General features: G+C 54.3%; 33 protein-coding genes. 29 read left to right on the top strand and 4 right to left on the bottom strand.

Annotated elements, in window-relative coordinates:
* Window positions 1-16 precede the first annotated feature (16 nt).
* From OWK27_RS21570 to mdcH, 3 genes are read left to right on the top strand one after another with little or no spacing between them, the layout of a single operon-like run.
* The gene (locus OWK27_RS21570; RefSeq protein WP_242173944.1) at window positions 17-976 is read left to right on the top strand and encodes an AEC family transporter; all 960 of its coding nucleotides are present in this window, start codon (window positions 17-19) and stop codon (window positions 974-976) included.
* Between the two features lie 2 nt (window positions 977-978).
* Window positions 979-1,596: a malonate decarboxylase holo-ACP synthase gene (locus tag OWK27_RS21565; RefSeq protein WP_242173941.1), complete on the top strand. Its 618-nt coding sequence runs from the start codon at window positions 979-981 to the stop codon at window positions 1,594-1,596.
* A complete protein-coding gene (mdcH, locus tag OWK27_RS21560) occupies window positions 1,596-2,492 on the top strand; it encodes a malonate decarboxylase subunit epsilon (RefSeq protein ID WP_267591196.1) in 897 nt (298 codons plus the stop codon). The genes OWK27_RS21565 and mdcH overlap by 1 nt, the downstream gene beginning before the upstream one ends.
* Window positions 2,493-2,526: 34 nt before the next feature.
* On the opposite strand, the gene OWK27_RS21555 is transcribed toward mdcH, so the two are convergent.
* Both OWK27_RS21555 and OWK27_RS21550 read right to left on the bottom strand, forming a co-directional pair.
* Window positions 2,527-3,459, bottom strand: coding sequence for a LysR substrate-binding domain-containing protein (locus OWK27_RS21555; protein ID WP_242173938.1), 933 nt, complete (start codon window positions 3,457-3,459; stop codon window positions 2,527-2,529).
* A 15-nt stretch (window positions 3,460-3,474) separates the two neighbouring features.
* Window positions 3,475-5,379, bottom strand: a complete 1,905-nt coding sequence (locus OWK27_RS21550) for an ABC transporter ATP-binding protein (RefSeq protein ID WP_267591195.1) — start codon at window positions 5,377-5,379, stop codon at window positions 3,475-3,477.
* A 132-nt stretch (window positions 5,380-5,511) separates the two neighbouring features.
* Here OWK27_RS21550 and kefG point away from each other — a divergent pair, with 132 nt between their 5' ends.
* The 4 genes from kefG to slyD all read left to right on the top strand — a co-directional run bounded on the left by kefG (window position 5,512) and on the right by slyD (window position 8,761).
* Window positions 5,512-6,063, top strand: a complete 552-nt coding sequence (gene kefG / locus OWK27_RS21545) for a glutathione-regulated potassium-efflux system ancillary protein KefG (RefSeq protein ID WP_176609337.1) — start codon at window positions 5,512-5,514, stop codon at window positions 6,061-6,063.
* Window positions 6,063-7,868, top strand: coding sequence for a glutathione-regulated potassium-efflux system protein KefB (gene kefB / locus OWK27_RS21540; RefSeq protein ID WP_242173935.1), 1,806 nt, complete (start codon window positions 6,063-6,065; stop codon window positions 7,866-7,868). Before kefG ends, kefB begins: the two co-directional genes overlap by 1 nt.
* 13 nt (window positions 7,869-7,881) lie before the next feature.
* Complete coding sequence (locus OWK27_RS21535; RefSeq protein ID WP_003861689.1) at window positions 7,882-8,082, top strand: YheV family putative zinc ribbon protein; 201 nt, start codon at window positions 7,882-7,884, stop codon at window positions 8,080-8,082.
* Window positions 8,083-8,176: 94 nt separating this feature from the next.
* Window positions 8,177-8,761 carry a peptidylprolyl isomerase gene (gene slyD, locus OWK27_RS21530; RefSeq protein ID WP_148422602.1) on the top strand — a complete coding sequence of 195 codons (585 nt, stop codon included), beginning with the start codon at window positions 8,177-8,179 and terminating at the stop codon, window positions 8,759-8,761.
* Window positions 8,762-8,812: 51 nt separating this feature from the next.
* Here slyD and OWK27_RS21525 read toward each other — a convergent pair whose 3' ends face one another.
* Complete coding sequence (locus OWK27_RS21525; RefSeq protein WP_148422610.1) at window positions 8,813-9,031, bottom strand: protein SlyX; 219 nt, start codon at window positions 9,029-9,031, stop codon at window positions 8,813-8,815.
* 239 nt (window positions 9,032-9,270) lie between these two features.
* Here OWK27_RS21525 and fkpA point away from each other — a divergent pair, with 239 nt between their 5' ends.
* The 11 genes from fkpA (at window position 9,271) to bfr (ending at window position 17,467) form a co-directional block, all read left to right on the top strand.
* On the top strand, window positions 9,271-10,089 hold the full coding sequence (gene fkpA / locus OWK27_RS21520; protein ID WP_148422603.1) for an FKBP-type peptidyl-prolyl cis-trans isomerase: 819 nt from the start codon (window positions 9,271-9,273) through the stop codon (window positions 10,087-10,089).
* 167 nt (window positions 10,090-10,256) lie between these two features.
* Window positions 10,257-10,979 (top strand): helix-turn-helix transcriptional regulator, encoded by a 723-nt coding sequence (locus OWK27_RS21515; protein WP_148422604.1) that lies wholly within the window; start codon window positions 10,257-10,259, stop codon window positions 10,977-10,979.
* A complete protein-coding gene (gene tusD, locus OWK27_RS21510) occupies window positions 10,979-11,365 on the top strand; it encodes a sulfurtransferase complex subunit TusD (RefSeq protein WP_148422605.1) in 387 nt (128 codons plus the stop codon). The genes OWK27_RS21515 and tusD overlap by 1 nt, the downstream gene beginning before the upstream one ends.
* The gene (tusC, locus tag OWK27_RS21505) at window positions 11,365-11,724 is read left to right on the top strand and encodes a sulfurtransferase complex subunit TusC (RefSeq protein ID WP_148422606.1); all 360 of its coding nucleotides are present in this window, start codon (window positions 11,365-11,367) and stop codon (window positions 11,722-11,724) included. The genes tusD and tusC overlap by 1 nt, the downstream gene beginning before the upstream one ends.
* Before the next feature lie 7 nt (window positions 11,725-11,731).
* Window positions 11,732-12,019, top strand: coding sequence for a sulfurtransferase complex subunit TusB (gene tusB, locus OWK27_RS21500; protein WP_148422607.1), 288 nt, complete (start codon window positions 11,732-11,734; stop codon window positions 12,017-12,019).
* A gap of 124 nt (window positions 12,020-12,143) precedes the next feature.
* The gene (rpsL, locus tag OWK27_RS21495) at window positions 12,144-12,518 is read left to right on the top strand and encodes a 30S ribosomal protein S12 (RefSeq protein WP_000246815.1); all 375 of its coding nucleotides are present in this window, start codon (window positions 12,144-12,146) and stop codon (window positions 12,516-12,518) included.
* Window positions 12,519-12,614: 96 nt separating this feature from the next.
* A complete protein-coding gene (gene rpsG, locus OWK27_RS21490) occupies window positions 12,615-13,085 on the top strand; it encodes a 30S ribosomal protein S7 (protein ID WP_003861706.1) in 471 nt (156 codons plus the stop codon).
* A 96-nt stretch (window positions 13,086-13,181) separates the two neighbouring features.
* A complete protein-coding gene (fusA, locus tag OWK27_RS21485) occupies window positions 13,182-15,296 on the top strand; it encodes an elongation factor G (RefSeq protein ID WP_006812195.1) in 2,115 nt (704 codons plus the stop codon).
* Between the two features lie 69 nt (window positions 15,297-15,365).
* Window positions 15,366-16,550: an elongation factor Tu gene (tuf, locus tag OWK27_RS21480; protein ID WP_022651945.1), complete on the top strand. Its 1,185-nt coding sequence runs from the start codon at window positions 15,366-15,368 to the stop codon at window positions 16,548-16,550.
* Between the two features lie 173 nt (window positions 16,551-16,723).
* Window positions 16,724-16,918 carry a bacterioferritin-associated ferredoxin gene (bfd, locus tag OWK27_RS21475; RefSeq protein ID WP_003863268.1) on the top strand — a complete coding sequence of 65 codons (195 nt, stop codon included), beginning with the start codon at window positions 16,724-16,726 and terminating at the stop codon, window positions 16,916-16,918.
* 72 nt (window positions 16,919-16,990) lie between these two features.
* Window positions 16,991-17,467: a bacterioferritin gene (gene bfr / locus OWK27_RS21470; RefSeq protein WP_028014636.1), complete on the top strand. Its 477-nt coding sequence runs from the start codon at window positions 16,991-16,993 to the stop codon at window positions 17,465-17,467.
* Here bfr and OWK27_RS21465 read toward each other — a convergent pair.
* Complete coding sequence (locus tag OWK27_RS21465; RefSeq protein WP_267591194.1) at window positions 17,451-17,924, bottom strand: prepilin peptidase; 474 nt, start codon at window positions 17,922-17,924, stop codon at window positions 17,451-17,453. The genes bfr and OWK27_RS21465 overlap by 17 nt on opposite strands.
* Window positions 17,925-18,304: 380 nt before the next feature.
* Here OWK27_RS21465 and rpsJ point away from each other — a divergent pair, with 380 nt between their 5' ends.
* The 11 genes from rpsJ to rpsQ are packed head-to-tail and all read left to right on the top strand — an operon-like array spanning window position 18,305 to window position 23,261.
* Window positions 18,305-18,616: a 30S ribosomal protein S10 gene (rpsJ, locus tag OWK27_RS21460; protein WP_001181005.1), complete on the top strand. Its 312-nt coding sequence runs from the start codon at window positions 18,305-18,307 to the stop codon at window positions 18,614-18,616.
* Between the two features lie 32 nt (window positions 18,617-18,648).
* Window positions 18,649-19,278 (top strand): 50S ribosomal protein L3, encoded by a 630-nt coding sequence (gene rplC, locus OWK27_RS21455; RefSeq protein ID WP_003863274.1) that lies wholly within the window; start codon window positions 18,649-18,651, stop codon window positions 19,276-19,278.
* Window positions 19,279-19,288: 10 nt separating this feature from the next.
* A complete protein-coding gene (rplD, locus tag OWK27_RS21450; RefSeq protein WP_000424395.1) occupies window positions 19,289-19,894 on the top strand; it encodes a 50S ribosomal protein L4 in 606 nt (201 codons plus the stop codon).
* Window positions 19,891-20,193 (top strand): 50S ribosomal protein L23, encoded by a 303-nt coding sequence (gene rplW, locus OWK27_RS21445; RefSeq protein WP_000617546.1) that lies wholly within the window; start codon window positions 19,891-19,893, stop codon window positions 20,191-20,193. The genes rplD and rplW overlap by 4 nt, the downstream gene beginning before the upstream one ends.
* 17 nt (window positions 20,194-20,210) lie before the next feature.
* Window positions 20,211-21,032, top strand: a complete 822-nt coding sequence (gene rplB, locus OWK27_RS21440) for a 50S ribosomal protein L2 (RefSeq protein WP_000301859.1) — start codon at window positions 20,211-20,213, stop codon at window positions 21,030-21,032.
* Between the two features lie 16 nt (window positions 21,033-21,048).
* Complete coding sequence (gene rpsS, locus OWK27_RS21435; RefSeq protein ID WP_001138117.1) at window positions 21,049-21,327, top strand: 30S ribosomal protein S19; 279 nt, start codon at window positions 21,049-21,051, stop codon at window positions 21,325-21,327.
* 14 nt (window positions 21,328-21,341) lie between these two features.
* Window positions 21,342-21,674, top strand: coding sequence for a 50S ribosomal protein L22 (gene rplV / locus OWK27_RS21430; protein WP_002919773.1), 333 nt, complete (start codon window positions 21,342-21,344; stop codon window positions 21,672-21,674).
* Between the two features lie 17 nt (window positions 21,675-21,691).
* The gene (rpsC, locus tag OWK27_RS21425) at window positions 21,692-22,393 is read left to right on the top strand and encodes a 30S ribosomal protein S3 (RefSeq protein ID WP_000529945.1); all 702 of its coding nucleotides are present in this window, start codon (window positions 21,692-21,694) and stop codon (window positions 22,391-22,393) included.
* 12 nt (window positions 22,394-22,405) lie between these two features.
* Window positions 22,406-22,816 (top strand): 50S ribosomal protein L16, encoded by a 411-nt coding sequence (gene rplP / locus OWK27_RS21420; protein ID WP_002919759.1) that lies wholly within the window; start codon window positions 22,406-22,408, stop codon window positions 22,814-22,816.
* Entirely contained in the window at window positions 22,816-23,007 is a 192-nt protein-coding gene (gene rpmC, locus OWK27_RS21415; protein ID WP_003863282.1) for a 50S ribosomal protein L29, read from the top strand. The genes rplP and rpmC overlap by 1 nt, the downstream gene beginning before the upstream one ends.
* A complete protein-coding gene (gene rpsQ / locus OWK27_RS21410) occupies window positions 23,007-23,261 on the top strand; it encodes a 30S ribosomal protein S17 (RefSeq protein WP_002438707.1) in 255 nt (84 codons plus the stop codon). The genes rpmC and rpsQ overlap by 1 nt, the downstream gene beginning before the upstream one ends.
* Window positions 23,262-23,335 lie beyond the last annotated feature (74 nt).

The raw sequence follows: 23,335 nt of genomic DNA, 5'->3' as shown, positions 1-23,335 counted from the left end.
TTACTACAGGTGATTTATGACTTACGTAATTGTTCATGCTCTTGCACCGATTTTCGTCATCATGCTGCTGGGATTCTGGGCCGGTAAGGCAAAGATGGTCGATAACAAAAATGTTTCCCTGCTGAATATTTTCGTCATGGATTTTGCGCTTCCGGCCGCGCTGTTTAGCGCCACCGTGCAAACCCCGTGGACCGGCATCGTGGCGCAGTCGCCGCTGATCCTGGTGCTGACGCTGGCGATGTGGATCACCTATGCGGCTATCTACTTCCTCGCGACGAAAGTATTTAAAAAATCCCCGCAGGATGCGGCCGTGCTGACGCTCACCGTCGCGCTGCCAAACTATGCGGCGCTTGGCCTGCCGATTCTGGGCAGCGTGCTGGGCGAAAGTTCTTCCACCTCACTGTCCGTTGCGGTCTCTATCGCCTGCGGTTCCGTGCTGATGACCCCGTTCTGCCTGCTTATTCTGGAGCGTGAAAAAGCGCGCGCCGAGGGCAATAGCTCCGGCTCAACGCTCTCCATGCTGCCGGTGCTGATGTGGCGCTCCATAAAAAAACCGATCGTGATGGGCCCGCTGCTGGGTGTGATCCTGTCCGCTATCGGCATCAAAATGCCGGAACTGGTGCTGGCAGCAATTAAACCGCTGGGGCTGTCCGCGACCGCGGCGGCGCTGTTCCTGACCGGCGTGATCCTCTCTGCCCGTAAGCTCCAGATCAACACTATGGTGATCACCTCCACCATCGCCAAGCTGCTGATCCAGCCGGCGATTGCCTGGGGTATCGTTTTAATCTTCGGTCTGCACGGCTCCGTGGCGATCACCGCCATCCTGATGATTGCGCTGTCCGCGGGCTTCTTCGGCGTGGTGTTCGGTAACCGCTTTGGCGTGCAGTCGCCGGATGCAGAAGCCGTGCTGCTGTTAAGCTCCGTACTGTGTATCCTGTCGCTGCCGCTGTTTATCTCGCTGACTTCAGGAATGTAATTATGACCACAACATTACGCCCCCACGACCTCATCTGGCTTACCTCGCGCGACGCGCTGGAAGGTATTACCGAATCCTGGGTTGAATCTGCCTGGCATGCCGGCCTGCCGGTGGTGGTACGGCGTGATGTTGATAACGACGGCCGTATTCCCGTTGGCGTGCGCGGACTGCGCCGCGACCAGCGGGCGGCCGGATGGGTGAAGCCCGGGAACGTGCTGCGCGTGGTTTCACCTGAAGACCTGTGCGTCACCGCCGATCTGCTGCGTTCGCCGTTTGTAACCCAGCCGCCGGTACAGGTGGCGCTTCAGCTTGCTCAGCAGTCGTGGCCGTGGACGTGGGGCATTACCGGCAGCACCGGCTACGCGCTGGCGACCGGTATTCCGGTGATCCATGCCGACAGCGATCTCGACCTGCTGATCCGCGCTCCGCACGCCGTTTCCCCTGACGCTTTTGCTGGCTGGCAGCTTCAGCTCGGGCGCGCGCTGTGCCGGGCGGATACGCAGGTGGATACGCCGGAAGGCGGATTCGCGCTGGCGGAGTGGCTGCGCGACGGTAAAACGCTGCTGAAAACCCGCCGTGGGCCACGCCTGGTGGCAGATCCATGGCGCAGGGAGGAGTGATGAAAATACTGTTTACTTTTCCGGGCCAGGGCACGCAGCATGAAGGTATGCTGCAAAACCTGCCGGGTACGGAGCTGGAACAGGCTCGTGACGTGCTGGGTGCGGAAGTTGATACCCTGGACAGCGCAGCCTCGTTAACCCACACCCGCGCGGTGCAGCTTTCGCTGTTAATTGCCGGCGTGTCGTGGGCGCGCGAGCTGGAGCGACGCGGCGTGTCGCCTGACATCGTTAGCGGTTTATCGATTGGCGCTTATCCCGCGGCGGTGGTGGCGGGCGCGCTGGAATTTACGGACGCGCTGAAGCTGGTGGCGCTGCGCGGCGATCTGATGGAACAGGCCTGGCCGCACGGCTACGGCCTGACGGCAATCATGGGCTTAACCCTGCCGCAGGTGGAACAGCTTATCGAAGGTAGCGGAACGTACATTGCCAACCTGAATGCCGAAACGCAGATCGTCATTGCCGGATCCGATGAAGGGATGGCGCTGGTGGCAAAACGCGCCCTGGAAAAAGGCGCGAGCAAAGCGAAGCGGCTGGCCGTTAGCGTGCCGTCGCACTGCGAGCTGCTGGCGGAGCCGGCGCAGAAGCTGGCGGCGGCGTTTAGCTCGGTCACGCTTTCACGCCCGCGCTGCACGTACCTGAGCGGCAGCACCGGGCGCGTGCTTTGGCAGCCGGAAAGCATTGCCGACGATCTGGTGATGAACATGGCGCGCACCGTGCGCTGGCAGGAAGCGGTGATTTCGGCTAACGAGCGTGACGCAAGGCTGGCGATTGAAATGCCTCCCGGCGGCGTGCTGACCTGCCTGACGCGACAGGCTTCGTGGGAAGGGGAGTCAATTTCGCTGGAGCGCAGCGGCGTGGACGTGGCGGTGCATCTGGCGGGACGGCTTCAGCGGTAAGTTTTTGCCCGGCAAGGCGCGGCCGGGCAATACGTCACGCATCCTCCTGCAGGCTACGCGCATACATCCGCCCCTCGGCGGCTAATGCCCGCAGGCTCGGATCCTGCTCGCGGTTGCGGGCAAAGACGATCGCAATCAGCTGCTGCATCTGGTACGGCTGCGCCAGCTTCAGCAGCTGCACCGAATTTTCGTACACCTTCTTCATCCTGCCCGGCATCAGCGTAAAGCCAACCCCCGCCTGCACCAGGCTCAGCATCGAAAAGATGTCGTTCACGCGCGTCACAATCTCCGGTTCGAATCCGGCGATATGAAACGCCTCCTGAAACCCCGCATACGTGGCAAACCCTTCCGCGAGGGCAACAAACTTGCGGTCTTTATAGTCGCGCAGATCGGCGGGGCCGCTGGTATCGAGCGTGGCAGAGGCAGGCGCGGCAAGGAAAATATCGTCGTGGAACAGGGGCAGCACTTCGAGGCTGTTGCGGTCGATATCGCTCTCGGAGATGGAGATTAAAATGGCGTCCAGCGTGCCGTCGTCCAGCATGTGCAGCAACGTTTCGTTGGAGCCCATGGTTAGATCCATTTCCAGATCCGGACGGCGCAGCTTCATACCCATTATCAGGCGCGGCACGGTTTCCAGCGTCAGCGAGTAGAGCGTGCCGACGCGTAACCGGCCCTGACCGATGCCGGCGACCTTGCGCGACTCTTCCAGCCCGCGCTCCATCACCTGCATTACTTCCTGGCAATACTCCAGCAGCGTCCACGCCGAGGGAAGGGCAATCAGGTTACGCCCTTTGTGGGTAAAGAGGGGGCAGCGGACATTCTCTTCCAGGGTATGCAGCGCCCGGTGTACGCTGACGCCGCTCAGGCCCAGCGTTTCGGCGGTACGCGCGATATTGCCCTTCTCCATAAACGTCATGAAGATGCTGAGCTTGCGGAATGTAATCTCGCTCGTAGTATCGAAACGCATAACCCTCCCGGCGTGTTAGTCGGCCTGCAGCATGGCTTCCAGCTGTTCCTGCGCGTCCAGCCAGGCCATCTCACACGCTTCGAGGCTGGATTTGGCTTTCGCCTGGGTTTGCAGGCAGTCGGTCAGTTCGGCTTTACGGCTCTGGTCATACAGTTCGCTGTCGCCCAGCTTCTCTTCAACGGTAGCGAGCGTGGCGTTGAGCTTTTCCATCTCTTTTTCAAGACGGGCAATCTCTTTACGCAGCGGCTGAGTCTGGGTGCGCAGCTCGGCCTCGCGGCGCTTCTGGTCTTTACGCGCCTGGGCGCTGTTGGCGTTGTCTTTCGCCGCTTCTTCCGGCTGGTTTTCCTGCTTCTGCACGTCCGTCAGCCACTGCTGGTAATCCTCCAGATCGCCGTCAAACGGCTCCACCTTGCCGCCGTGCACCAGATAGAGATCGTCGGTGGTGGAGCGGATCAGGTGGCGATCGTGCGAAACGACAACCAGCGCGCCTTCGAACTCAATCAGCGCTTCGGTCAGCGCCTGACGCATGTCGAGATCCAGGTGGTTTGTAGGTTCATCGAGCAGCAGCAGGTTCGGACGCTGCCAGACGATCAGCGCCAGCACCAGGCGGGCTTTTTCACCGCCGGAGAAACGCGCGGTATTTTCGGTGACCTTATCCCCCTGGAAGCCGAAGCCGCCAAGGTAGTCGCGCAGCTTCTGCTCCATCTCCTGCGGCGCCAGGCGCGCCAGGTGCTGAATGGGAGATTCATCGGCGCGTAAAAATTCCAGCTGATGCTGGGCGAAGTAGCCAAGCTTGATGCCCTTCGCCAGCCCGATTTCGCCGCTGACCGGGTTAAGCTCGCCCGCCAGCAGTTTGATGAGCGTTGATTTACCGGCGCCGTTGCGCCCCAGCAGGCCGATACGCGAGCCCGGTACCAGGTTGAGCTTGATGGAGTCGAGAATAATGCGATCGCCATAGCCCGCGCTCACTTTTTCCATCTTCAGCAGCGGGTTCGGCAGGCTTTCCGGCGCGCGGAAGCTGAAGTGGAACGGGTTATCCACGTGCGCCGGAGCGATCATCTCCATGCGTTCCAGCATCTTGATGCGGCTCTGGGCCTGCTTGGCTTTTGACGCTTTGGCCTTGAAGCGATCCACAAAGCTCTGCAGGTGCGCTACGCGCTGCTGCTGGCTTTCATACATCGCCTGCTGCTGGGCGAGGCGCGTCGCGCGCTGGCGCTCGAACGAGCTGTAGTTACCGGTGTACTCGAACATGCTTTGCTGTTCGATATGAATGATTTTATCCACCACCGGGTCGAGGAAGTCGCGGTCGTGGGAGATCAGAATCAGAGTGCCCTGATAGCTCTTAAGCCACTTCTCCAGCCAAATAACCGCATCGAGATCGAGGTGGTTGGTCGGTTCATCGAGCAGCAGCAGGTCAGAGCGGCAGATCAGCGCCTGCGCCAGGTTAAGGCGCATACGCCAGCCGCCCGAGAAGTCGCTGACCGGGCGCTCAAGCTGTTCGTTGCTGAAGCCCAGACCGTGCAGCAGGCTGGAGGCGCGGGAGCGAATGGTCCAGGCGTCGATGGCGTCGAGCTTGCCGTGGACGGTCGCGATGGCGTGACCGTCGTTGCGCTCGTTGGCGGTGTTGAGCTCCGCCTCCAGCCTGCGGTATTCGCGGTCGCCGTCGATAACATAGTCGAGCGCGGGCTCGCTCAGCGCGGGCGTCTCCTGGTTCACCCAGGCGAGCTGCCAGTTGCCCGGGAAGGTAAAGTTCCCGCCATCCGCGCTTATCTCGTTTTTCAGCAGCGCCAGCAGGGTGGATTTACCGCAGCCGTTTTTGCCGACCAGCCCAACTTTCTGGCCCGGGTTGATGGTAGCAGTCGCGTTATCCAGCAGGACGCGCACGCCGCGACGAATTTGTAACGAGGAGAAAACAATCATAGAAGCGCCGTATGTTCCGACTATGTTAATTTGTCATTATGATAATGTAAGGTGTGGGCCATTTTCCCCACCGGGCCGCCATGGTAGCCCAAAACGACAACAATACACAAAAACAGAACCGGGAGGGGAGTGATGTCTCAGACAGCGAAAGTGCTGCTGCTGTATGCCCATCCGGAATCACAGGACTCGGTGGCGAACCGGGTACTGCTTAAGCCGGCCACACAGCTCAGCAACGTAACGGTGCACGATCTCTACGCGCACTATCCAGATTTCTTTATCGACATTCCTTACGAGCAGGAGCTGCTGCGTCAGCATGACGTCATCGTGTTCCAGCATCCGCTTTATACCTATAGCTGTCCGGCGCTGATGAAAGAGTGGCTGGACCGCGTGCTGAGCCGGGGCTTTTCCAGCGGGGTGGGAGGCAACCAGCTGGCGGGAAAGTACTGGCGGAGCGTCATTACCACCGGTGAGCCGGAGAGCGCTTACCGCCATGACGGGCTGAACCGTTATCCCATGAGCGATATCCTGCGGCCGTTCGAGCTGACGGCAGCGATGTGCCGCATGCACTGGATGAGCCCGATTATCGTCTACTGGGCGCGGCGGCAGGATCCGAAGGCGCTGGCGAGCCACGCCAGAGCCTATGGCGAATGGCTGGCATCACCGATTCCGGCGGGAGGACGTTAATGGACGGTTCGAATTTACTCCTTGCCGGCGTGCTGTTTTTATTTGCCGCGGTTGTCGCGGTACCGCTTGCCGCACGGCTTGGCATTGGCGCGGTGCTGGGCTACCTGCTGGCGGGGATTGCCATAGGCCCCTGGGGGCTTGGGTTTATCAGCGATGTGGATGAAATACTCCACTTCTCCGAACTGGGCGTGGTATTCCTGATGTTCATCATCGGGCTTGAGCTGAACCCCGCTAAGCTGTGGCAGCTGCGGCAATCCATTTTTGGCGTCGGGGCGGCGCAGGTATTGTTCAGCGCCGCCATTCTCGCGGGCCTGCTGATGCTGACGCAGTTTTCCTGGCAGGCCGCGGCGATTGGCGGGATAGGGCTTGCGATGTCGTCGACGGCGATGGCGCTACAGCTGATGCGCGATAAGGGAATGAACCGCAACGAGGCGGGGCAGCTGGGCTTTTCGGTGCTGCTGTTTCAGGATTTAGCGGTGATCCCGGCGCTGGCGCTGGTGCCGCTGCTGGCAGGCTCCGGGGACGATCATTTCGACTGGATGAAAATCTCCATGAAGGTGCTGGCCTTCGCGGGCATGCTGATCGGCGGACGGTTTTTACTGCGTCCGGTGTTCCGCTTTATTGCCGCATCCGGCGTGCGCGAGGTATTTACCGCCGCAACGCTGCTGCTGGTGCTCGGCTCGGCGCTGTTTATGGATGCGCTGGGCCTGTCGATGGCGCTCGGTACGTTTATCGCCGGGGTGTTGCTTGCGGAAAGCGAGTACCGGCACGAGCTGGAGACGGCCATCGATCCGTTCAAGGGGCTGCTGTTAGGGCTGTTCTTTATTTCGGTGGGCATGGCGCTCAACCTTGGCGTGCTCTATACCCATCTTCTGTGGGTAGTGATGAGCGTGGCGGTGCTGGTGGCGGTGAAAGCGCTGGTGCTGTATGTCCTGGCGAGGATTTATGGCCTGCGCAGTTCGGAAAGAATGCAGTTTGCCAGCGTGTTAAGCCAGGGCGGAGAGTTTGCGTTCGTGCTCTTTTCTACCGCGTCGTCACAAAAGCTGTTCAAGGATGACCAGATGGCGCTGCTGCTGGTGACGGTGACCCTGTCGATGATGACCACGCCGCTGTTGATGAAGCTGGTGGACAAACTGCTGTCGCGCCGCCTGAACCCGGCAGACGATGAAGACGAAGCGCCGTGGGTAGAAGACGATAAACCGCAGGTGATCGTCGTGGGCTTTGGCCGCTTCGGTCAGGTGATCGGGCGACTGCTGATGGCGAACAAAATGCGCATCACGGTGCTGGAGCGCGATATCAGCGCGGTCAACCTGATGCGCAAATATGGCTATAAGGTGTATTACGGCGACGCGACCCAGCTTGAACTGCTGCGCTCGGCGGGCGCGGAGGCCGCGGAGTCTATCGTCATCACCTGTAACGACCCGGAAGACACGATGAAGCTGGTGGAGCTGTGCCAGCAGCATTTCCCGCATCTGCATATTCTGGCGCGGGCCCGCGGACGTGTTGAAGCTCACGAACTTTTACAGGCAGGTGTGAAACACTTCTCCCGTGAAACCTTCTCCAGCGCGCTGGAGCTGGGTCGTAAGGCGCTTATCTCGCTAGGGATGCATCCTCACCAGGCGCAACGCGCCCAGATGCATTTCCGCCGGCTGGATATGCGAATGCTGCGTGAACTGATGCCTGTGCACAGCGATACGGCGCAGATCTCCCGCGTGCGGGAAGCGCGCCGCGAACTGGAGGAGATCTTCCAGCGCGAGATGCAGCAGGAACGACGCCAGCTCGACGGCTGGGATGAATTTGAATAAAGGGTAACGAAAGATGGCTGTACGTAAACGCTTTATCGCGGGCGCAAAATGTCCGTCCTGCCAGGCACAGGATACGCTGGCCATGTGGCGCGAAAATAATATCGATATAGTTGAATGCGTTAAGTGCGGACACCAGATGCGTGAGGCCGACAAAGAAGCCCGCGATCACGTTCGCAAAGAAGAGCAAGTGATCGGCATTTTTCATCCAGACTAGCGATATGCTCTGAGTTTTTTTAAGCTTAAGGGTACACGGGTGCAGATTTCCGCTACAATCTGCGCCAGCAATTTTCCCACGCTCAGGAGATATCATGAAAGTAGCAAAAGACCTGGTGGTCAGCCTGGCCTATCAGGTACGTACAGAAGACGGTGTGTTGGTTGATGAGTCTCCGGTGAGTGCGCCGCTGGACTACCTGCATGGTCACGGTTCCCTGATTTCCGGCCTGGAAACTGCGCTGGAAGGTCATGAAGTTGGCGACAAATTTGACGTAGCTGTGGGCGCGAACGACGCTTACGGCCAGTATGATGACAACCTGGTTCAGCGCGTTCCTAAAGACGTGTTTATGGGCGTTGACGAGCTGCAGGTTGGCATGCGCTTCCTGGCTGAAACCGACCAGGGGCCGGTTCCGGTTGAAATCACTGAAGTTGAAGACGACCACGTTGTGGTTGACGGCAACCACATGCTGGCTGGCCAGAACCTGAAGTTCAACGTAGAAGTTGTTGCCATCCGCGAAGCAACCGAAGAAGAGCTGGCTCACGGCCACGTTCACGGTGCGCACGGTCACGACCACGATCACGAACACGGCCACGATGGCTGCTGCGGTGGTCACGGCCACGACCATGGTCACGACCACGGTAAAGGTGGTTGCGGTAACGGCGGCTGCGGTTGCCACTAATTCCGTAAGACGGAAAATAAAAAAGCGGGATAATCCCGCTTTTTTTACGCCTCAATAGTGAGGTGGTGGCGTCTCTTCAGACTGTGAGGCAATGTTCGACGGCTGCGTCGCCTTCAGCTTTTCCGTCAGCAGGCGCATATGATCCCGCAGTTTTGCCATTTCAAGCTCATGTGCCGTCACGGTCTGGTTTAGCTCTTCGATGGTGATGTCCTGAAAAGCCAGGCGGCTTTCCAGCTCAGCCAGTCTCGCTTCCATCATTGTATCCTTCATCATTCACCTCGTTCATCTCTCATGGGCCATCAGGGGGCCTGCGGCGGCGAAGTTTAGCTGACTTTTCCCTTAAGTACAGTATCCATCTCCCTGACAAGAAACTTATTTAAACAAAAATAGTCTGAAAAGAAGAGACATTCGGGGGAGTCTGTCTGTAGATTTCTTCCACAACGTTTTATAGTACGTCACTCATTTACGTTTAACACTGGGGTGAGAGACCTCAGGTCCTGGAGATATGGATGAAATCACTGTTTAAAGTTACGCTGCTGGCGACCACCATGGCTGTAGCGCTCAACGCGCCGCTGTCTTTCGCTGCTGATACTGCTGCGAAGCCTGCTGCGACTACAGACAGCAAAGCGGCATTCAAAAATGACGACCAGAAATCCGCCTACGCACTGGGCGCGTCTCTGGGTCGCTACATGGAAAACTCTCTGAAAGAACAAGAGAAGCTGGGCATCAAACTGGATAAAAACCAGCTGATCGCAGGTGTTCAGGATGCGTTCGCAGACAAGAGCAAACTGTCTGACCAGGAAATCGAGCAGACTCTGCAGGCGTTTGAAGCGCGCGTGAAAGGCGCCGCTCAGACCAAGATGGAAGCTGACGCTAAAGAAAATGAAGCGAAAGGCAAAGCCTACCGCGATACGTTTGCTAAAGAGAAAGGCGTTAAAACCTCCTCTACTGGCCTGATCTATAAAGTTGAGAAAGAAGGTACCGGTAGCGCGCCTAAAGACAGCGACACCGTTGTCGTTAACTACAAAGGTACGCTGATCGACGGTAAGGAGTTCGACAACTCCTACACGCGCGGTGAGCCTCTCTCCTTCCGTCTGGACGGTGTGATCCCGGGCTGGACTGAAGGCCTGAAGAACATCAAGAAAGGCGGTAAAATCAAGCTGGTTATCCCACCGGATCTGGCTTACGGCAAAACGGGCGTTCCGGGGATCCCGGCTAACTCCACGCTGGTATTTGATGTAGAACTGCTGGACATCAAACCGGCACCGAAAGCGGATGCGAAAACAGACGCACCGGCTGACGACAAAGCCGCAGCAGCGAAGAAGTAATGCTGAAAAAAACCGCCGCCTTTCAGGCGGCGGTTTTTTTTATTGTGGGGCAGATATAATTAACACTGGAAAGCGTTATACGCGCTGTATTAATTTAGTTGTCCGTGTAGATAATGAGCCTGCCCTGAAAACCTAACGACAGGCTCCTGAAAAGGAGTGTTTTTTTCATGTCCAGGTCGCTTTTAACCAACGAAACCAGTGAACTTGATTTGCTGGATCAACGTCCATTTGACCAGACCGACTTCGATATTCTGAAATCCTACGAAGCGGTAGTGGACGGGTTAGCGATGCTCATTGGTTCCCACTGCGAAATCGTATTGCATTCCCTGCAAGATCTTAAGTGTTCCGCTATCCGCATTGCGAATGGTGAGCACACTGGCCGTAAAATTGGTTCGCCAATCACCGACCTTGCATTGCGTATGTTGCATGACATGACCGGCGCGGACAGCAGTGTCTCAAAATGCTATTTCACCCGCGCCAAAAGCGGCGTGCTGATGAAGTCTGAAACTATCGCAATCCGTAACCGCGATCAGCGAGTTATCGGCCTGCTGTGCATCAACATGAACCTTGATGTGCCATTCTCCCAAATCATGAGTACCTTCGTTCCGCCAGAAACGCCGGACGTAGGCTCGTCGGTGAACTTTGCTTCTTCTGTTGAAGACCTTGTGACCCAGACGCTGGAGTTCACCATCGAAGAGGTGAATGCCGATCGCAACGTATCCAACAACGCCAAGAATCGTCAGATCGTGCTGAACCTCTATGAGAAAGGGATTTTTGATATCAAAGATGCCATCAACCAGGTGGCCGATCGTCTTAACATCTCTAAGCACACGGTTTACCTCTATATTCGCCAGTTCAAAAGCGGCGACTTCCTGGGGCAAGAGAAGTAATGCGTTTTGCGTTAATGGTGACGGGCCCGGCGTACGGCACCCAGCAGGCCAGCAGCGCGCTCCAGTTTGCCCATGCCCTGCTTGAGGCCGGTCATGAACTGGCAAGCGTCTTTTTCTATCGTGAAGGGGTCTATAACGCGAACCAGTTTACGTCTCCGGCGAGCGATGAGTTTGACCTTGTACGCGCCTGGCAAAAATTAAACGAGACGCAGGGCGTTGAGCTGCACATCTGCGTGGCGGCGGCACTGCGGCGCGGCGTAGCGGATGCGGCCGAAGCCGAACGCCTCGGTCTGTCGGGGGCTAACCTGCAGCCGGGCTTTTCGCTCAGCGGCTTAGGCGCCTTAGCACAGGCTGCGCTGACCTGCGACAGGGTGGTACAATTCTGATGAAGCGCGTAGCGTTTGTTTTTACTTCTGCGCCGCATGGCAGCGCGTCAGGTCGGGAAGGGCTGGATGCATTGCTCGCGACGTCGGCATTGACGGAAGACATCGGCGTGTTCTTTTTGGGCGATGGCGTATTCCAGCTTCTGGCGGGTCAACAACCGCAGGCTATTCTTGCGCGCGATTACATCGCGACGTTTAAAGTGCTGCCGCTCTATGACATTGAAACCTTCTACGTGTGCGCCGACTCGCTGGCGGCGCGGGGGTTAAACGAGAAAACGGCATTCGTGCTGGACGTGACGATCCTTGCATCCGGCACCCTGCGCGAACATCTCTCTCACTACGATACCGTTCTGACTTTCTGAGGCTGTCATGCTCCATACCCTGAGCCGTTCACCGTGGCAATGCGATATCGACACCTTACTGAGCATGCTGTGCGAAGGCGACGATCTGCTGCTGATTCAGGACGGCGTGCTGGCGGCGCTTGAGGGCAGCCGTTTTGTTGAAATCCTCAGTAATGCCCCCATAACAGTCTCTGCGCTGAAGGACGATCTGGATGCGCGGGGTCTTTCTGGTCAAATTTCAGCCAAAATTGACGTGGTTGGCTATACTGATTTCGTCAATCTTACTGTGACGCACGCCAGTCAAATGAACTGGTGATTTGAGATCGCTGTATATTTCTTGACACCTTTTCGACGTAGCCCTAAAATTTCGCGTCCTCATATTGTATGAGGTCGTTTTATTACGTGTTTACGAAGCAAAAGCTAAAACCAGGAGCTATTTAATGGCAACAGTTAACCAGCTGGTACGCAAACCACGTGCACGCAAAGTTGCAAAAAGCAACGTGCCTGCGCTGGAAGCCTGCCCGCAGAAACGTGGTGTATGTACTCGTGTATATACCACCACTCCTAAAAAACCAAACTCCGCACTGCGTAAAGTATGCCGTGTGCGTTTGACTAACGGTTTCGAAGTGACTTCCTACATCGGTGGTGAAGGTCACAACCTGCAGGAGCACTCCGTGATCCTGATCCGTGGCGGTCGTGTTAAAGACCTTCCGGGTGTTCGTTACCACACCGTTCGTGGTGCGCTGGACTGCTCAGGTGTTAAAGACCGTAAGCAGGCTCGCTCCAAGTACGGCGTGAAGCGTCCTAAGGCTTAATGGTTCTCCGTTAAGTAAGGCCAAACTGATTTATCTTAATGTCAAACTAAACTCGTAGAGTTTTGGACAATCCTGAATTAACAACGGAGTAATCCCATGCCACGTCGTCGCGTCATTGGTCAGCGTAAAATTCTTCCAGATCCGAAATTCGGATCAGAACTGCTGGCAAAATTTGTAAATATCCTGATGGTAGATGGTAAAAAATCTACTGCAGAAGCAATCGTATACAGCGCGCTGGAGACCCTGGCTCAGCGTTCTGGTAAAAATGAACTGGAAGCTTTCGAAGTCGCTCTCGACAACGTGCGCCCGACTGTAGAAGTTAAGTCTCGCCGCGTTGGTGGTTCTACTTATCAGGTTCCAGTTGAAGTTCGTCCGGTTCGTCGTAATGCTCTGGCAATGCGTTGGATCGTTGAAGCTGCTCGTAAACGCGGTGATAAATCCATGGCTCTGCGTCTGGCGAACGAACTTTCTGATGCTGCAGAAAACAAAGGTACTGCAGTTAAGAAACGTGAAGACGTTCACCGTATGGCAGAAGCCAACAAGGCGTTCGCACACTACCGTTGGTAATCCCTTCGGAGTCGTAGTCACCAGGCGGGCGCTTCAGAGAAGCCGCCCGCTCTGGGTAACTTAACTGAACGCCTAAAGATATAAACGAGGAATCAAATGGCTCGTACAACACCCATCGCACGCTACCGTAACATCGGTATCAGTGCGCACATCGACGCCGGTAAAACCACTACTACCGAACGTATTCTGTTCTACACCGGTGTAAACCATAAAATCGGTGAAGTTCATGACGGCGCAGCCACCATGGACTGGATGGAACAGGAGCAGGAGCGTGGTATTACTATCACCTCCGCAGCGACTACTGCATTCTGGTCAGGTATGGCTAAGCAGTACGAACCGCATCGCGTAAACATCATCGACACCCCAGGGCACGTTGACTTCACCATCGAAGTAGAACGTTCCATGCGTGTTCTTGACGGCGCGGTAATGGTTTATTGCGCAGTTGGTGGTGTTCAGCCACAGTCTGAAACCGTATGGCGTCAGGCAAACAAATATAAAGTTCCACGCATCGCGTTCGTTAACAAAATGGACCGTATGGGTGCTAACTTCCTGAAAGTTGTTGGTCAGATCAAAACCCGTCTGGGCGCGAACCCTGTTCCGCTGCAGCTGGCAATTGGTGCTGAAGAAGGCTTCACCGGCGTTATCGACCTGGTGAAAATGAAAGCCATCAACTGGAACGAAGCAGATGCAGGCGTTACCTTCGAATACGAAGATATCCCGGCTGAGATGCAGGACCTGGCTGACGAATGGCACCAGAACCTGATCGAATCCGCGGCTGAAGCATCTGAAGAGCTGATGGAAAAATACCTGGGTGGTGAAGAACTGTCTGAGCAAGAGATCAAATCTGCTCTGCGTCAGCGCGTTCTGAACAACGAAATCATCCTGGTAACCTGTGGTTCTGCGTTCAAGAACAAAGGTGTTCAGGCGATGCTGGATGCGGTAGTTGACTACCTGCCATCCCCGGTTGACGTTCCTGCGATCAACGGCATCCTGGACGACGGTAAAGATACTCCGGCTGAGCGTCACGCAAGCGACGACGAGCCATTCTCTGCACTGGCGTTCAAAATTGCTACCGACCCATTCGTGGGTAACCTGACCTTCTTCCGCGTTTACTCTGGTGTGGTTAACTCCGGTGACACCATCCTGAACTCCGTGAAAGCGGCGCGTGAACGTTTTGGCCGTATCGTACAGATGCACGCTAACAAACGTGAAGAGATCAAAGAAGTTCGTGCGGGCGACATCGCTGCAGCTATCGGTCTGAAAGACGTGACCACTGGTGACACCCTGTGTGACCCGGATCACCCGATCATTCTGGAGCGTATGGAATTCCCTGAGCCGGTAATCTCCATCGCGGTTGAACCAAAAACCAAAGCTGACCAGGAAAAAATGGGTCTGGCTCTGGGCCGTCTGGCGAAAGAAGACCCATCATTCCGCGTATGGACTGATGAAGAATCTAACCAGACCATCATCGCCGGTATGGGTGAACTGCACCTGGACATCATCGTTGACCGTATGAAGCGTGAATTCAACGTTGAAGCGAACGTGGGTAAACCTCAGGTTGCTTACCGCGAAGCGATTCGCGCGAAAGTTACCGATGTTGAAGGTAAACACGCTAAGCAGTCTGGTGGTCGCGGTCAGTACGGTCACGTTGTGATCGACATGTACCCACTGGAGCCGGGCTCTAACCCTAAAGGTTACGAGTTCATCAACGACATCAAAGGTGGTGTAATTCCTGGCGAATACATTCCTGCCGTTGATAAAGGTATCCAGGAGCAGCTGAAAGCTGGTCCTCTGGCTGGTTACCCGGTTGTAGACATGGGTGTTCGTCTGCACTTCGGTTCTTACCACGACGTTGACTCCTCTGAACTGGCGTTTAAACTGGCTGCGTCTATTGCCTTTAAAGAAGGCTTTAAGAAAGCAAAACCAGTTCTGCTTGAGCCAATCATGAAGGTTGAAGTAGAAACTCCTGAAGAGAACACCGGTGACGTTATCGGTGACTTGAGCCGTCGTCGCGGTATGCTGCGTGGTCAGGAATCCGAAGTAACTGGCGTTAAGATCCACGCTGAAGTTCCGCTGTCTGAAATGTTCGGATATGCAACTCAGCTGCGTTCTCTGACCAAAGGTCGTGCATCATACACTATGGAATTCCTGAAGTATGATGATGCGCCGAACAACGTTGCTCAGGCCGTTATCGAAGCCCGTGGTAAGTAATCCACAGGATTAAAACCTAAGTCCCGTGCTCTCTCCGAAGGGGAGAGCACTATAGTAAGGAATATAGCCGTGTCTAAAGAAAAATTTGAACGTACAAAACCGCACGTCAACGTTGGTACTATCGGCCACGTTGACCATGGTAAAACTACCCTGACTGCTGCAATCACTACCGTACTGGCTAAAACCTACGGCGGTGCTGCTCGTGCTTTCGACCAGATCGATAACGCACCAGAAGAAAAAGCTCGTGGTATCACCATCAACACCTCTCACGTTGAGTATGACACCCCGACTCGCCACTACGCGCACGTAGACTGCCCAGGCCACGCCGACTATGTTAAAAACATGATCACCGGTGCTGCGCAGATGGACGGCGCGATCCTGGTTGTTGCTGCGACTGACGGCCCAATGCCTCAGACCCGTGAGCACATCCTGCTGGGTCGTCAGGTAGGCGTTCCTTACATCATCGTGTTCCTGAACAAATGCGACATGGTTGATGACGAAGAGCTGCTGGAACTGGTAGAGATGGAAGTTCGTGAACTGCTGTCTCAGTACGATTTCCCAGGCGACGATACCCCAATCGTTCGTGGTTCTGCGCTGAAAGCGCTGGAAGGCGAAGCAGAGTGGGAAGAGAAAATCATCGAACTGGCTGGCTACCTGGATTCTTACATCCCAGAACCAGAGCGTGCGATTGACAAGCCATTCCTGCTGCCAATCGAAGACGTATTCTCCATCTCCGGTCGTGGTACCGTTGTTACCGGTCGTGTAGAGCGCGGTATCATCAAAGTTGGTGAAGAAGTTGAAATCGTTGGTATCAAAGAGACTGCGAAGTCTACCTGTACTGGCGTTGAAATGTTCCGCAAACTGCTGGACGAAGGCCGTGCTGGTGAGAACGTAGGTGTTCTGCTGCGTGGTATCAAACGTGAAGAAATCGAACGTGGTCAGGTACTGGCGAAGCCAGGCTCAATCAAGCCACACACCAAGTTCGAATCTGAAGTGTACATTCTGTCCAAAGACGAAGGCGGCCGTCATACTCCGTTCTTCAAAGGCTACCGTCCACAGTTCTACTTCCGTACAACTGACGTGACCGGTACCATCGAACTGCCAGAAGGCGTAGAGATGGTAATGCCAGGCGACAACATCAAGATGGTTGTGACTCTGATCCACCCAATCGCGATGGACGACGGTCTGCGTTTCGCAATCCGTGAAGGCGGCCGTACCGTTGGCGCGGGCGTTGTTGCTAAAGTTCTGGGCTAATTAATTATCCCTGAAATAAAAAGGACGCTTCGGCGTCCTTTTTTTTGTGCCCTTTTTCTTGTCACAGCATGTCGCATTTTTTGTCTCCTCCCGCGCCGCATACAGGCGTATGTGCTATTGTAATCATAAGCATTCTCACTTACACTTTGCGCATATTTTGAACGGGAGTCTTTATGTACGTTTGTTTATGTAATGGTGTAAGCGACAAAAAAATTCGTCAGGCCGTTCGCCAGTTTCAGCCACAGTCTTTTCAGCAGCTTCGCAAGTTCGTTCCGGTGGGAAATCAATGCGGTAAATGCGTGCGCGCGGCGCGTGAGATTATGCAGGACGAATTGATGCAGATCCCGGAATTCAAAGAGATCGCGTAAGCTACCATCTTTTTTTTGACATCCCTGTAGCCCGTTCTACGCTTCAATGAGTGGAAGCGGAGGGACTATATAATGAAAGGTGATGTTAAAATCATAAGTTATCTCAATAAATTATTGGGAAATGAGCTTGTCGCAATCAATCAGTATTTTCTCCATGCAAGAATGTTCAAAAACTGGGGACTGACTCGCCTCAACGATGTTGAATACCATGAGTCCATTGATGAGATGAAACACGCCGATAAATACATCGAGCGTATTCTCTTCCTTGAAGGCATTCCTAACCTGCAGGATCTCGGAAAGCTGGGCATCGGAGAAGATGTCGAAGAGATGCTGCGTTCTGACCTCCGGCTTGAACTGGAGGGCGCGAAAGATCTGCGTGAAGCTATCGCCTATGCGGACAGCGTCCATGACTATGTCAGCCGCGACATGATGATCCAGATCCTGGCCGATGAAGAAGGTCACATCGACTGGCTTGAAACAGAACTGGATCTCATCAGCAAAATTGGCCTACAGAACTATCTTCAGTCTCAGATCAAAGTGGAAAATTAATCAGGTTTTCCCAACCGACGCATAAACCCGCTGTCGCCAGAAATGGCCCAAAAGGCAGCGGGTTTTTTAATGTCTGCTTGTCAGGGGTAAGCAACGAGAGACACAGAAAGGAAAGTAGCGCTAACAGTGCCGCTACCAATGCCAGCATCGGCAGTACGCACCAGCCATGCCACGCGCCGAGCGCCGCCAGATATTTAATATCGCCGTAGCCCATCCCTTCACGCCGGCAGAGTAGCCGATAGCCCCAATAGACAGCGGCAAACCCGGCATATCCCGCCATCGCACCCACCACTGCACTCGGCAGAAAATCAGGGTGGAGACAGAGCTGATAGAGCAGGCACGTCCAAAGCAGCGGGCAGAGAAATTTATCAGGAAGAAGCCCGGTGCGAATGTCTGCACGTATAAGGAAAGCCGTTAGTGAAAAATAGATCAGGAGAAAGGGGAGGGTCATAACCATGGAAAAGGCCTCAAAAGGGTTTGCACGCATACTCGCCATAATCTGCATGTCCGACAATTTACAAAAACCGCAATTGCGTAGCGGCTTCCGATAAAGCCTTGAGAAGGGATTGATTACATAAAAAAGTGCGTGACCTTACGCATCGTGCGTCTTTAGCGCTTAATTTCTAAACGGCACTTGCGTCTTGTCCAGATTTACGTATAATGCGCGGGCTTGTCGTAATTGACGGCGGGTTCAATCTGAACCAGAGTAGCTCACTTTGTTACTCAACAATGCTCCCAATTGGGGAGCTACGTAAGAACGGTTACACTCTCCCATCAATCGTAATGGGTTTGAGGAGTAATCATTTTCGTTTATAAAATAATTGGAGCTCTGGTCTCATGCAGAACCAAAGAATCCGTATCCGCCTTAAAGCGTTTGATCATCGTCTGATCGATCAATCAACCGCGGAAATCGTCGAGACTGCTAAGCGCACTGGTGCGCAAGTCCGTGGTCCGATCCCGCTGCCGACCCGCAAAGAGCGCTTTACCGTTCTGATCTCTCCGCACGTTAACAAAGATGCGCGTGATCAGTACGAAATCCGCACTCACAAGCGTCTGGTTGACATCGTTGAGCCAACTGAGAAAACCGTTGATGCTCTGATGCGTCTGGATCTGGCTGCCGGTGTAGACGTGCAGATCAGCCTGGGTTAATCAGGTCATCGAGCGATTGAGAGGTTGAAACAATGATTGGTTTAGTCGGTAAAAAAGTGGGTATGACCCGCATCTTCACTGAAGATGGCGTTTCTATCCCAGTAACCGTAATCGAAGTTGAAGCAAACCGCGTTACTCAGGTTAAAGATCTGGCTAACGATGGCTACCGCGCTATTCAGGTTACCACTGGTGCTAAAAAAGCTAACCGTGTAACCAAACCAGAAGCGGGTCACTTCGCTAAAGCTGGCGTTGAAGCTGGCCGTGGTCTGTGGGAATTCCGTCTTGCTGAAGGCGAAGAGTTCACCGTAGGTCAGGACATTAGCGTTGAGCTGTTTGCTGACGTTAAAAAAGTTGACGTAACCGGTACCTCTAAAGGTAAAGGTTTTGCTGGTACCGTTAAGCGCTGGAACTTCCGTACCCAGGACGCTACCCACGGTAACTCCTTGTCTCACCGTGTTCCGGGTTCTATCGGTCAGAACCAGACTCCGGGCAAAGTGTTCAAAGGCAAGAAAATGGCAGGTCAGCTGGGTAACGAACGTGTAACCGTTCAGAGCCTGGACGTAGTACGTGTTGACGCTGAGCGCAACCTGCTGCTGGTTAAAGGTGCGGTCCCGGGTGCAACCGGTAGCGACCTGATCGTTAAACCAGCTGTGAAGGCGTAAGGGGATAGCAATGGAATTAGTATTGAAAGACGCGCAGAGCGCGCTGACTGTTTCCGAAACTACCTTCGGTCGTGATTTCAACGAAGCGCTGGTTCACCAGGTTGTTGTTGCTTATGCAGCTGGTGCTCGTCAGGGTACTCGTGCTCAGAAGACTCGTGCTGAAGTAACTGGTTCTGGCAAAAAGCCATGGCGCCAGAAAGGTACCGGCCGTGCGCGTTCAGGTTCTATCAAGAGCCCGATCTGGCGTTCAGGTGGCGTGACCTTCGCTGCGCGTCCACAGGACCACAGTCAAAAAGTTAACAAAAAGATGTACCGCGGCGCGCTGAAAAGCATTCTGTCCGAACTGGTACGTCAGGATCGTCTGATCGTTGTCGAGAAGTTCTCTGTTGAAGCGCCTAAAACTAAGCTGCTGGCACAGAAACTGAAAGACATGGCTCTGGAAGATGTGCTGATCATCACCGGTGAGCTGGACGAGAACCTGTTCCTGGCCGCGCGTAACCTGCACAAGGTTGACGTACGCGACGCGACTGGTATCGACCCGGTTAGCCTGATCGCCTTCGACAAAGTCGTAATGACTGCTGATGCTGTTAAGCAAGTTGAGGAGATGCTGGCATGATTCGTGAAGAACGTCTGCTGAAGGTGCTGCGCGCACCGCACGTTTCTGAAAAAGCGTCTACTGCGATGGAAAAAACAAACACCATCGTTCTCAAAGTTGCTAAAGACGCGACCAAAGCAGAGATCAAAGCTGCTGTGCAGAAACTGTTTGAAGTCGAAGTCGAAGTCGTTAACACCCTGGTAGTTAAAGGGAAAGTTAAACGTCACGGACAGCGTATCGGTCGTCGTAGCGACTGGAAAAAAGCTTACGTCACCCTGAAAGAAGGCCAGAACCTGGACTTCGTTGGCGGCGCTGAGTAAGTCGGAGGAGTAATACAATGGCAGTTGTTAAATGTAAACCGACATCTCCGGGTCGTCGCCACGTAGTTAAAGTGGTTAACCCTGAGCTGCACAAGGGCAAGCCTTTTGCTCCGTTGCTGGAAAAAAACAGCAAATCCGGTGGTCGTAACAACAATGGCCGTATCACCACTCGTCACATCGGTGGTGGCCACAAGCAGGCTTATCGTATTGTTGACTTCAAACGCAACAAAGACGGTATCCCAGCAGTTGTTGAGCGTCTTGAGTACGATCCGAACCGTTCCGCGAACATCGCGCTGGTTCTGTACAAAGATGGCGAACGCCGTTACATCCTGGCCCCTAAAGGCCTGAAAGCTGGCGACCAGATTCAGTCTGGCGTTGATGCTGCAATCAAAGCAGGCAACACCCTGCCGATGCGCAATATCCCGGTTGGTTCTACCGTTCATAACGTAGAAATGAAACCAGGTAAAGGCGGTCAGCTGGCGCGTTCCGCTGGTACTTACGTTCAGATCGTTGCGCGCGATGGTGCTTATGTCACCCTGCGTCTGCGTTCTGGTGAAATGCGTAAAGTCGAAGCAGACTGCCGCGCTACTCTGGGCGAAGTTGGCAATGCTGAGCATATGCTGCGCGTTCTGGGTAAAGCTGGTGCTGCACGCTGGCGTGGTGTTCGTCCTACCGTTCGCGGTACTGCGATGAACCCAGTCGATCACCCACATGGTGGTGGTGAAGGTCGTAACTTTGGTAAGCACCCGGTAACTCCGTGGGGCGTTCAGACCAAAGGTAAGAAGACCCGCAGCAACAAGCGTACTGATAAATTTATCGTACGTCGCCGTAGCAAATAATTTTAGAGGATAAGCCATGCCACGTTCTCTCAAGAAAGGTCCTTTTATTGACCTGCACTTGCTGAAGAAGGTAGAGAAAGCGGTGGAAAGCGGAGACAAGAAGCCCCTGCGCACTTGGTCCCGTCGTTCAACGATCTTTCCTAACATGATCGGTTTGACCATCGCTGTCCATAATGGTCGTCAGCACGTTCCAGTCTTTGTTACCGACGAAATGGTTGGTCACAAACTGGGTGAATTCGCACCGACTCGTACTTATCGCGGCCACGCTGCTGATAAAAAAGCGAAGAAGAAATAAGGTAGGAGGAAGAGATGGAAACTTTAGCTCAACATCGCCATGCTCGTTCTTCTGCACAGAAGGTTCGCCTTGTTGCTGACCTGATTCGCGGTAAGAAAGTGTCGCAGGCCCTGGACATCCTGACCTATACCAACAAGAAAGCTGCGGTATTGGTCAAGAAAGTACTGGAATCTGCCATTGCTAACGCTGAACACAACGATGGCGCTGACATCGACGATCTGAAAGTCGCGAAAATTTTCGTAGATGAAGGCCCAAGCATGAAGCGCATTATGCCGCGTGCGAAAGGTCGTGCAGATCGCATCCTGAAGCGCACCAGCCACATTACTGTGGTTGTGTCCGATCGCTGAGACTCTGGAGACTAGCAATGGGTCAGAAAGTACATCCTAATGGTATTCGCCTGGGTATTGTAAAACCATGGAACTCTACCTGGTTTGCGAACACCAAAGAATTCGCTGACAACCTGGACAGCGATTTTAAAGTACGTCAGTACCTGACTAAGGAACTGGCTAAAGCGTCTGTATCTCGTATCGTTATCGAGCGTCCAGCTAAGAGCATTCGTGTGACTATTCACACTGCTCGCCCTGGCATCGTTATCGGTAAGAAAGGCGAAGACGTAGAAAAACTGCGCAAGGTCGTAGCGGATATCGCTGGCGTTCCTGCACAGATCAATATCGCTGAAGTTCGTAAGCCTGAACTGGACGCTAAATTGGTTGCTGACAGCATCACTTCTCAGCTGGAACGTCGTGTTATGTTCCGTCGTGCTATGAAGCGTGCTGTACAGAACGCAATGCGTCTGGGCGCTAAAGGTATCAAAGTTGAAGTTAGCGGCCGTCTGGGCGGCGCGGAAATCGCACGTACCGAATGGTACCGCGAAGGTCGCGTACCGCTGCACACTCTGCGTGCTGACATCGACTACAACACCTCTGAAGCGCACACCACTTACGGTGTAATCGGCGTTAAGGTATGGATCTTCAAAGGTGAGATCCTGGGTGGTATGGCTGCTGTTGAACAACCGGAAAAACCGGCTGCTCAACCTAAAAAGCAGCAGCGTAAAGGCCGTAAATAAGGAGCGTCGCTGATGTTACAACCAAAGCGTACAAAATTCCGTAAAGTGCACAAAGGCCGCAACCGTGGTCTGGCGCAGGGTACGGATGTTAGCTTCGGCACTTTCGGTCTGAAAGCTGTTGGCCGTGGTCGTCTGACTGCACGTCAGATCGAAGCAGCACGTCGTGCAATGACCCGTGCAGTTAAGCGTCAAGGTAAGATCTGGATCCGTGTATTCCCGGACAAACCGATCACCGAGAAGCCACTGGAAGTTCGTATGGGTAAAGGTAAAGGTAACGTGGAGTACTGGGTTGCCTTGATCCAACCGGGCAAAGTCCTTTATGAAATGGACGGTGTTCCGGAAGAGCTGGCCCGTGAAGCCTTCGGCCTGGCAGCAGCGAAACTGCCTATCAAAACCACCTTTGTAACTAAGACGGTGATGTAATGAAAGCAAAAGAGCTGCGTGAAAAAAGCGTTGAAGAGCTGAACGCTGAGCTGCTGAACCTGCTGCGTGAGCAGTTCAACCTGCGTATGCAGGCTGCAAGTGGCCAGCTGCAACAGACTCACCTGCTGAAGCAAGTGCGTCGCAATGTTGCGCGCGTTAAGACTTTACTGACTCAGAAGGCGGGTGCGTAATGACCGATAAAATCCGTACTCTGCAAGGTCGTGTTGTTAGCGATAAAATGGAGAAATCCATTGTTGTAGCTATCGAACGTTTTGTGAAACACCCGATCTACGGTAAATTCATCAAGCGTACGACCAAACTGCACGTACATGACGAGAACAACGAATGTGGTATCGGCGACAAGGTTGAAATCCGTGAATGCCGTCCACTGTCCAAGACTAAGTCCTGGACGCTGGTTCGCGTTGTAGAGAAAGCGGTTCTGTAATAGAGTACGCATTCTCAATACGAATAAACGGCTCAGCGATGAGCCGTTTATTTTTTCTACCCATATTGCAGAAG

This window comes from Enterobacter cloacae complex sp. 2022EL-00788, from assembly GCF_026627565.1.
GTDB lineage: Bacteria > Pseudomonadota > Gammaproteobacteria > Enterobacterales > Enterobacteriaceae > Enterobacter > Enterobacter pasteurii.
Note: the sequence above shows the minus strand (reverse complement) of the source record. Positions and strands in the feature narration are given on the sequence as shown.

Coding starts and splice junctions, on each gene's coding strand:
- bfd (WP_003863268.1), top strand. CDS start 16,724: ATGTACGTTTGTTTATGTAATGGTGTAAGCGACAAAAAAATTCGTCAG.
- OWK27_RS21535 (WP_003861689.1), top strand. CDS start 7,882: ATGGCTGTACGTAAACGCTTTATCGCGGGCGCAAAATGTCCGTCCTGC.
- rplV (WP_002919773.1), top strand. CDS start 21,342: ATGGAAACTTTAGCTCAACATCGCCATGCTCGTTCTTCTGCACAGAAG.
- OWK27_RS21525 (WP_148422610.1), bottom strand. CDS start 9,031: ATGAAGGATACAATGATGGAAGCGAGACTGGCTGAGCTGGAAAGCCGC.
- rpsC (WP_000529945.1), top strand. CDS start 21,692: ATGGGTCAGAAAGTACATCCTAATGGTATTCGCCTGGGTATTGTAAAA.
- rpsG (WP_003861706.1), top strand. CDS start 12,615: ATGCCACGTCGTCGCGTCATTGGTCAGCGTAAAATTCTTCCAGATCCG.
- rplD (WP_000424395.1), top strand. CDS start 19,289: ATGGAATTAGTATTGAAAGACGCGCAGAGCGCGCTGACTGTTTCCGAA.
- fkpA (WP_148422603.1), top strand. CDS start 9,271: ATGAAATCACTGTTTAAAGTTACGCTGCTGGCGACCACCATGGCTGTA.
- tusD (WP_148422605.1), top strand. CDS start 10,979: ATGCGTTTTGCGTTAATGGTGACGGGCCCGGCGTACGGCACCCAGCAG.
- mdcH (WP_267591196.1), top strand. CDS start 1,596: ATGAAAATACTGTTTACTTTTCCGGGCCAGGGCACGCAGCATGAAGGT.
- OWK27_RS21555 (WP_242173938.1), bottom strand. CDS start 3,459: ATGCGTTTCGATACTACGAGCGAGATTACATTCCGCAAGCTCAGCATC.
- rpsQ (WP_002438707.1), top strand. CDS start 23,007: ATGACCGATAAAATCCGTACTCTGCAAGGTCGTGTTGTTAGCGATAAA.
- rplC (WP_003863274.1), top strand. CDS start 18,649: ATGATTGGTTTAGTCGGTAAAAAAGTGGGTATGACCCGCATCTTCACT.
- slyD (WP_148422602.1), top strand. CDS start 8,177: ATGAAAGTAGCAAAAGACCTGGTGGTCAGCCTGGCCTATCAGGTACGT.
- OWK27_RS21550 (WP_267591195.1), bottom strand. CDS start 5,379: ATGATTGTTTTCTCCTCGTTACAAATTCGTCGCGGCGTGCGCGTCCTG.
- rpmC (WP_003863282.1), top strand. CDS start 22,816: ATGAAAGCAAAAGAGCTGCGTGAAAAAAGCGTTGAAGAGCTGAACGCT.
- bfr (WP_028014636.1), top strand. CDS start 16,991: ATGAAAGGTGATGTTAAAATCATAAGTTATCTCAATAAATTATTGGGA.
- rpsJ (WP_001181005.1), top strand. CDS start 18,305: ATGCAGAACCAAAGAATCCGTATCCGCCTTAAAGCGTTTGATCATCGT.
- rplP (WP_002919759.1), top strand. CDS start 22,406: ATGTTACAACCAAAGCGTACAAAATTCCGTAAAGTGCACAAAGGCCGC.
- OWK27_RS21515 (WP_148422604.1), top strand. CDS start 10,257: ATGTCCAGGTCGCTTTTAACCAACGAAACCAGTGAACTTGATTTGCTG.
- OWK27_RS21570 (WP_242173944.1), top strand. CDS start 17: ATGACTTACGTAATTGTTCATGCTCTTGCACCGATTTTCGTCATCATG.
- rpsS (WP_001138117.1), top strand. CDS start 21,049: ATGCCACGTTCTCTCAAGAAAGGTCCTTTTATTGACCTGCACTTGCTG.
- fusA (WP_006812195.1), top strand. CDS start 13,182: ATGGCTCGTACAACACCCATCGCACGCTACCGTAACATCGGTATCAGT.
- tusB (WP_148422607.1), top strand. CDS start 11,732: ATGCTCCATACCCTGAGCCGTTCACCGTGGCAATGCGATATCGACACC.
- rplW (WP_000617546.1), top strand. CDS start 19,891: ATGATTCGTGAAGAACGTCTGCTGAAGGTGCTGCGCGCACCGCACGTT.
- rpsL (WP_000246815.1), top strand. CDS start 12,144: ATGGCAACAGTTAACCAGCTGGTACGCAAACCACGTGCACGCAAAGTT.
- tusC (WP_148422606.1), top strand. CDS start 11,365: ATGAAGCGCGTAGCGTTTGTTTTTACTTCTGCGCCGCATGGCAGCGCG.
- OWK27_RS21565 (WP_242173941.1), top strand. CDS start 979: ATGACCACAACATTACGCCCCCACGACCTCATCTGGCTTACCTCGCGC.
- rplB (WP_000301859.1), top strand. CDS start 20,211: ATGGCAGTTGTTAAATGTAAACCGACATCTCCGGGTCGTCGCCACGTA.
- kefG (WP_176609337.1), top strand. CDS start 5,512: ATGTCTCAGACAGCGAAAGTGCTGCTGCTGTATGCCCATCCGGAATCA.
- kefB (WP_242173935.1), top strand. CDS start 6,063: ATGGACGGTTCGAATTTACTCCTTGCCGGCGTGCTGTTTTTATTTGCC.
- OWK27_RS21465 (WP_267591194.1), bottom strand. CDS start 17,924: ATGGTTATGACCCTCCCCTTTCTCCTGATCTATTTTTCACTAACGGCT.